Consider the following 5,435-nt stretch of genomic DNA (forward strand, 5'->3'; position numbering starts at 1 on the left):
GCATGGTTGGCAAGGGAGTGAAAATAGGGAATCTCATAGAGGGACTCGAAAAGCTTGAGTACAGGGGTTATGATTCTGCCGGGATCGCCTTTCCTGAGGGGCAAAGGGTAAATGTGCACAAAACTGTTGGAAAGATAGCTTCCCTCAAAGACGAACTTGCACCTCTTATGGAATCCACCATAAAAGCTGGCATTGCTCATACGCGCTGGGCAACTCATGGGGCACCCACAGATGCCAATGCCCATCCTCATACAGACTGCACGGGAAAAATCGCCGTTGTGCACAACGGTATCATAGAAAACCACGCCGAGCTCAGAAGAAAGCTCATAAATGTGGGGCACAAATTTCATTCAGAAACCGATACAGAAGTCATTGCGCATCTCGTTGAAGAGCACTATGAGGGAGACCTGCTTTCAGCGGTAAAGCATGCACTTGTAGATCTTGAGGGGGCTTACGCCATAGCGGTTGTCCATGCTGACAAGCCTGAGACGATAGTCGCTGCCAGAAAGGGAAGCCCGCTTGTTGTAGGCGTGACAGAAAATGAAGCATTTCTCGCATCTGATGTTACGCCACTGCTTAAATACCTTAGGGATGTGTATTTCATTGAAGATGGGGACGTGGTTTTATTGGAACCAGGGAAGCTGGAGATCTCAAGAGTAGATGGAAGTAAAATAAAAAGACCCGTTACCCATATAGACTGGAGTGAAAAAGCTGCCGAAAAGGGAGGCTTCCCCCACTTCATGTTGAAGGAAATCTTTGAAGAGCCAGAAGTGCTTAGAAATGCCCTTGCAGGGCGTATTAAGCATGGAAGAGTCTATCTTCCTGGAATGGAAAGCATCCACTCAAAAATCGAATCTGCGAGAAATGTTCAAATTGTGGCCTGCGGCACGAGTTACCATGCCGGGCTTGTGCTAAAGCGATTTTTGGAGGATTACGCAGCTATTAGTGTAGAGATTGATGTTGCCTCAGAATTTCGATACAGGAATATACATATCGACAATTCCACGATTGTCATTGCCATATCCCAATCCGGTGAAACTGCGGATACACTTGAAGGCATAAGAAAGGTGAAAGCGAGGGGTGGAACGGTTATCGCTGTAACGAATGTGGTCGGCTCAACGCTCTCAAGGGAAAGTGATGTGGTGGTATACCTCAATGCTGGACCGGAGATTGGTGTAGCAGCCACAAAAACCTATGTATCACAACTCGCGGTGTTGTTTATCATCGGGGCATATTTCAGTCAACTCAGACAAGATAATGAACGAATAATGCAGATAATAAACGAGCTGGAGGGAATGCCCACTGTCTTTGAAAGCACCTTGTCCACAATCAGCGAGTCTATAACTCAACTTGCGAGGGAATATTACCAGTACCGCCATTTTATGTATATAGGCAGGGGCTATGGATATCCCACAGCCATGGAAGGCGCACTTAAACTCAAAGAAATCAGCTATATACATGCAAGCGCTTATCAGGCTGGAGAATTAAAACATGGACCTATTGCCCTTTTAGATAGAAAATTTCCCGTTTTTGCCATAGTTCCTGACGATAATCTTAAAGCCAAAGTACTATCGAACGTTATGGAAACCAGAGCAAGAAATGCGAGAGTCGTTGCCATATGTACCGAAGGAGACCAGGAAATGGGCAGAGTTGTCAACAGCAGGATAGAAGTTCCCCGTGTATCAGAGCCACTCTATCCCCTGGTTATGTCTCCCTATTTGCAGCTCTTTGCGTATCATGTTGCAGTGCTTAGAGGCAATGACCCGGATAAGCCCAGAAACCTTGCGAAAAGTGTAACCGTCGAATAGCTGAACAGTTTAGCATTCAGGAGGTGTAAATTTGGAGAATTCCATAAAGGAAATTGCTCGGGTATTGAATAATAAAGATGCTAAAGATATAGTGATACTGGATGTTGCCGATGTATCGAATCTCACAAGTTATTTCATAATAGCCACTGCTAATTCCGAACCCCACATGGAAGCCCTGAGAGACGCTGTGTTGGAGTTCTTAGAAAAAAATAATCTTCCTGTAATTTATTATGATAAAGGTAGAGGTTATGATTGGATGGTTGTTGACGGAGGCCATTTTATCGTTCATCTATTCAGCGAAAAGGGAAGGGATTTTTATTCGCTGGAAGGCCTCTGGCTAAATGCAAAACGTTATTCGACAGAGGAGCTCCTCAACGGGTAGCCCTCAAAACGCACGGGAGCTTTCAAGCCGATCACGGTGTCCTTTAGAGGGTCGATCGGCAGTTCCCGGAGGAAAAAACCAAAACTGGAGGTGTAATTTGTGTCAGTAGTGAGCATGAAACAGTTACTGGAAGCAGGCGTGCATTTTGGTCACAGAACCAGAAGATGGGATCCAAGAATGAAACCCTACATCTATGGGGAAAGAAAAGGCATCTTCATTATCGATCTTCAGAAAACGTTGAAGATGATTGAAGAGGTATACGACTACGTGAGAATGAGAGCTTCGGAGGGAGCGGAATTCCTCTTTGTAGGCACAAAGCGGCAAGCCCAGCAAATCGTGGCAGATGAGGCAAAACGTTGTGGAGTATACTATGTGAACAATCGCTGGCTTGGTGGTTTACTTACAAACTTTGTGACGATAAAAAAGCGAATTGAAGTGCTGAAACAGTACGAAGAAATGGAACTTACAGGTGAACTCGATAAATTGCCCAAAAAAGAGCAGAGTGTTATCAGAAAGAAGCTTGACAAGCTCAGAAAGAACCTCAATGGCGTTAAAGACATGACCCGCATCCCGGATGTCATCTATGTGGTTGACCCCAAAAAAGAAGAAATCGCTGTCAAAGAAGCCAACAAGCTGGGAATTACCGTTATCGGTATAGCCGATACCAATGCCAATCCAGATGTCCTCGATTATTTGGTTCCCGGAAATGATGATGCCATAAGGGCCATAAAACTCATCACCCAGACCATAGCCAACGCTATACTCGAAGGCAGGGAAGGCATGAATGTTGCTGATGAAGAAGAAACGATACCTGTAAGTGCGACTGAAGAAGGAAGCTCTGAAGAACCCAAGCCCGTTGAAGAAACACCTGTTGTCGAAGAAGAAGTTCCCGCCGAAGTGAAAAAAGATCCTGAAGAAGAACTTTAATTGTTTTCAAATAAAAGCTAAGCGACGGCTTGAGCCGTCGCTTTTTTGAAGAAAGGTGATAAATTTGAAAATAGCTTTCAAGACTTACGGCTGCCAGATGAACGTCAACGACACTGAAACAATGGCTGGGCTCCTTATAGAAGCAGGGCATGAAATTGTTGAAAAAGAAGAGGAAGCCGATGTTGTTATTGTCAATACCTGTGCCGTCAGGGAAAAAGCCGAAAAAAAGCTTTACGGAAAACTCGGCAGGCTTAAAGCCCTCAAAAAAAAGAACAAAACCCTGATCGTTGGTGTTGCGGGCTGCGTTGCTGAAAAAGAAAAAGAAAAACTCCTTAATAGGGACGAAGTTAACTTCGTTATTGGGACCAGAAGCATTGCTAAGATTCCAGAATTTCTGGAAAGGGCAGCAAAAGGCGAGAAATTTCTGGAGATGTCTGACTACCTCGATGAAATCAATTGGTCAACGCCAAGATACCATACAAACAACCATCATGCTTGGGTAACCATAATCTATGGCTGCAACAAATTCTGTTCATACTGTATCGTTCCATATACCCGGGGCAGAGAAAAAAGTCGTCCCATGGACGACATCTTGCAAGAAGTGCGCACACTTGCGAACAAAGGCTACCGTGAAATAACCTATCTTGGTCAGAATGTCGATTCCTATGGAAAAGACAGAAACGATGGAAGCAATTTGGCAGCCCTTATAAGAAAAACCCTTGAAATTCCTGAAATGGATAGAATATGGTACCTTACCTCTTACCCGAAAGATTTTAGTGACGAGCTGATAGAAGTTATAGCTTCATCGGACAGGGTATCGAGATCTATTCATCTACCTATCCAATCAGGGAGTGATAAAATATTAAAAGCCATGAACAGGGGATATACAAAGGGAGAATACTTAAAACTCATTGAAAAGATAAAAACCAAAATACCAGATGCTTCCATTAGCACCGATATAATTGTGGGCTTTCCCGGAGAAACAGAAGAGGATTATTTAGAGACCAAAGAGCTCTTAGAAAGTATCCGATACGAAAGGGTAAACCTCGCTATGTATTCCCCACGTGAAGGAACGGTTTCAGCCAAATACTTCAAAGATGATGTGTCCCATGAAATCAAGGTTAAAAGGCTGAACGAACTACTCGAGCTCCAAAAGAGGATAAATCGGGAAATAAACGAAGCCTATAAAGCTAAAGAATTACTGATCATAGTCGAAGGCACCCTCAAAGACGGAAAGCTCTATGGCCGAACCATCAACAACAAGATCGTGATCTTTGAAGGACCTAAAGAACTCATTGGACAAAAATTGAGCGTAAAAATAGGAACTGTCACTGCAGGCCCGCTTTATGGAGCAGTGGAAAATCATAGTGTTATTGATTGAATAAGGCCCATAAATGCTTTAATAAACCTATCCATTAACAAAATACATAATGCAAAAAAGCCCAATAAGGGCTTTTTTGTTTGCCTGATTGTTGATTTGCCTTTCGAATTCATGATTCTTTTTAAATGCTTCGTTTAATGCCTCTTTAAAATTTTTCTTGCACAGAGAACAAGATTCTATTTGAAACATATATGGGATATTTGTATTCTGCAAAACGCAGGTTGAAAAAGCATTTCTAAGGAATGTTAATGTGTTAAACATTAACATTACTGTAGTTTGAACTCCCAATTGTGTTGCTGTAATATGTGATACTGTGTTTTAACTTTATCTGCATATAGCACAAATAAATCTTTATGGAATTTATCAAAAGGTCTCTTTACATAATTTAGAAACATATACATAATACTTGACAAATGTACTGTTCAAATTGTATACTGAGTTTGTCATATGTGTTATTTTGATAGTTTAAACCAATATTATGTTACTAATTTAAGGAGGAGGGATAATGGGGAAAAAATTTTCTGCTGGGAAAAAGGCTTCCATTGTCATGGAGGGACTAAGCGAGAAAATCAAACTAACTCAGCTTTGTAACAAATATCAGATTTCGAAGACCCAATACTACCGCTGGAAGAAAAAGTTTATAAATGGTGGAATAGAAAACCTAAAAGATTGTAGAAAATCAGAAAATAATATTACAAAGCAGTTAGAAAGGCTAAACACCACTAATGAAAAGCTTCACATAGTGGTCGAGCTGCTCAAGGAAAAATATTCAACTGGCGAACTGAGAAGAATCGTAGCGAAGTTAGCTGAAGAAGGGTTCTCTGTTAGTGAAGCCCTTGAGTGCCTTGGAATGAACAAGAGCACATATTATTATCAAAAAATCCGTATATAACGTGAAAATCCTAAATTAGGGGGTGTAAGTGGATGAAGAAGTATT

Annotated in this window: 5 protein-coding genes; all 5 read left to right on the plus strand. The window is 41.9% G+C overall.

Annotated elements, in window-relative coordinates:
* Positions 1 to 2 precede the first annotated feature (2 nt).
* The 5 genes from glmS to AC3LHT_RS08545 all read left to right on the plus strand — a co-directional run bounded on the left by glmS (position 3) and on the right by AC3LHT_RS08545 (position 5,390).
* Positions 3 to 1,808 carry a glutamine--fructose-6-phosphate transaminase (isomerizing) gene (glmS, locus tag AC3LHT_RS08525; RefSeq protein ID WP_488662590.1) on the plus strand — a complete coding sequence of 602 codons (1,806 nt, stop codon included), beginning with the start codon at positions 3 to 5 and terminating at the stop codon, positions 1,806 to 1,808.
* A gap of 31 nt (positions 1,809 to 1,839) precedes the next feature.
* Positions 1,840 to 2,190 (plus strand): ribosome silencing factor, encoded by a 351-nt coding sequence (gene rsfS, locus AC3LHT_RS08530; protein ID WP_488662591.1) that lies wholly within the window; start codon positions 1,840 to 1,842, stop codon positions 2,188 to 2,190.
* A gap of 99 nt (positions 2,191 to 2,289) precedes the next feature.
* On the plus strand, positions 2,290 to 3,117 hold the full coding sequence (rpsB, locus tag AC3LHT_RS08535) for a 30S ribosomal protein S2 (RefSeq protein WP_290644614.1): 828 nt from the start codon (positions 2,290 to 2,292) through the stop codon (positions 3,115 to 3,117).
* A gap of 64 nt (positions 3,118 to 3,181) precedes the next feature.
* Positions 3,182 to 4,498, plus strand: a complete 1,317-nt coding sequence (gene miaB, locus AC3LHT_RS08540) for a tRNA (N6-isopentenyl adenosine(37)-C2)-methylthiotransferase MiaB (protein WP_488662592.1) — start codon at positions 3,182 to 3,184, stop codon at positions 4,496 to 4,498.
* 505 nt (positions 4,499 to 5,003) lie between these two features.
* On the plus strand, positions 5,004 to 5,390 hold the full coding sequence (locus tag AC3LHT_RS08545; RefSeq protein WP_488662593.1) for a transposase: 387 nt from the start codon (positions 5,004 to 5,006) through the stop codon (positions 5,388 to 5,390).
* Positions 5,391 to 5,435: the final 45 nt, after the last annotated feature.

This window comes from Kosmotoga sp., assembly GCF_982836095.1.